Consider the following 1465-nt stretch of genomic DNA (forward strand, 5'->3'; position numbering starts at 1 on the left):
CTCCCCATAACTCGACTTTTCTATACAAAGATAACTCGTACTAGTTGAATGACTTTGGGTTTCGTTTACTTCTTGCTTCATCCTGGTGAAGTCGGCTTCAACCAGTCCACAAGCTCGTACGGTCTAACTGACCGCGTTTTTCAAATTGATTGCAGCGTTCAAATCACGGTCAATTGTAAATCCGCAGTGACCACAATCAAACACTCGCTCTTTTAAGATGAGTGTTTCCTTTTTGGTTCCACAGTTAGAACAAGTTTTAGAACTGGGGAGCCATCTGTCAACTACGACAAGTTTTGAGCCATACAACTCACACTTGTAGGTCAACTGACGACGGAACTCGAAAAAGCTCATGTCAGCAATAGCTTTAGCCAGTTTATGATTCGCCATCATTCCTGACACATTGAGGTCTTCTATCACTATTGTGCCGTGGTTCTTGGCTAGTAGTGTGGTGAGTTTGTGCAATGTGTCTTTGCGAATGTTGGCAATCTTTCTGTGCAGTCTAGCTATTTGCAATTGTGCTTTCTTCCAGTTGTTTGAACCAATGATTTTATGACGATTCAACCACTGCATTCTGGACAACCTTGCTTCGTACTTTTTATAGGACTTGGCTCCGCTTATGACTTTACCAGTACTGAGAGTAGCCAAGTTTTTGACACCAAGGTCAACGCCTACCACGTCTGTATTACTTAAATTGTGGGTTTCAACATCAAACCTGAAACTGATAAACCATCTATCAGCTTGGCGGCTGATTGTAGCAGATTTCGTTAATACTTGAGGCAATCGTTCATAGGTCTTAAGGACACCAATTACAGGTACTTGAATCTTGTTACTATCTAAAATTTTGACTGTACCTTCTAACGTAAAAGAGTCACGTTTACCTTTTTTCCGGAAGTTGGGAACACCAGCAGTTTTGTTAAAGCAACGTTTCCAAGCTTCTCTCAAAGCCATCAATGCTTGCTGTGGTGTGGATTTAGAACATTCATAATACCATTCATTTTCAGATTTAACTAATGCTACCAACCATTTATGCAGGTCAATGGCAGTAGGAAACTTAATCTTAGAATCCGGATTAGCTTTGTTGTGATCTAATATTTGTCTGGTCAAAGCCAGTCCCCAGTTCCAAGCGTGACGCGCTACGCCACAATGCTTCATTAACGCTGTGCGCTGGTAATTATTTAGTTTTAATTCAGTCTTGAAACCTAATAGCATTTACTTTTTATATTGTAATATATATAGGTTAACCAATATAAAACTTCTTGTCAATGCCATTTCAAAAAGGACATAAATTAGGAGCAAAAAAAAAGCTAGAACGCTTGCTTGATAAAGATGCAATCGCTTTCAAAGGTTATCTCGGTCAGAAAGAAAAACTTAAAGCCGTCCCTGATTGGCAAGAACGGCTAAGAGAATTTGTTGACCAACTCATCTCAGATCTACCCAAAAATGACTAGTAATGGGCAGCTTTGTC

Annotated in this window: 2 protein-coding genes; one reads left to right on the forward strand and one right to left on the reverse strand. The window is 39.9% G+C overall.

Annotated elements, in window-relative coordinates; genetic code table 11:
- Positions 1–123: 123 nt before the first annotated feature.
- Positions 124–1209, reverse strand: coding sequence for an RNA-guided endonuclease TnpB family protein (locus DP117_RS35200; protein WP_169222767.1), 1086 nt, complete (start codon positions 1207–1209; stop codon positions 124–126).
- A gap of 53 nt (positions 1210–1262) precedes the next feature.
- Here DP117_RS35200 and DP117_RS35205 point away from each other — a divergent pair, with 53 nt between their 5' ends.
- Entirely contained in the window at positions 1263–1448 is a 186-nt protein-coding gene (locus DP117_RS35205; protein ID WP_169222768.1) for a hypothetical protein, read from the forward strand.
- The last annotated feature ends 17 nt before the right edge of the window (positions 1449–1465 follow it).

Source organism: Brasilonema sp. UFV-L1 (assembly GCF_012912105.1).
Classification (GTDB): Bacteria; Cyanobacteriota; Cyanobacteriia; order Cyanobacteriales; family Nostocaceae; genus Brasilonema.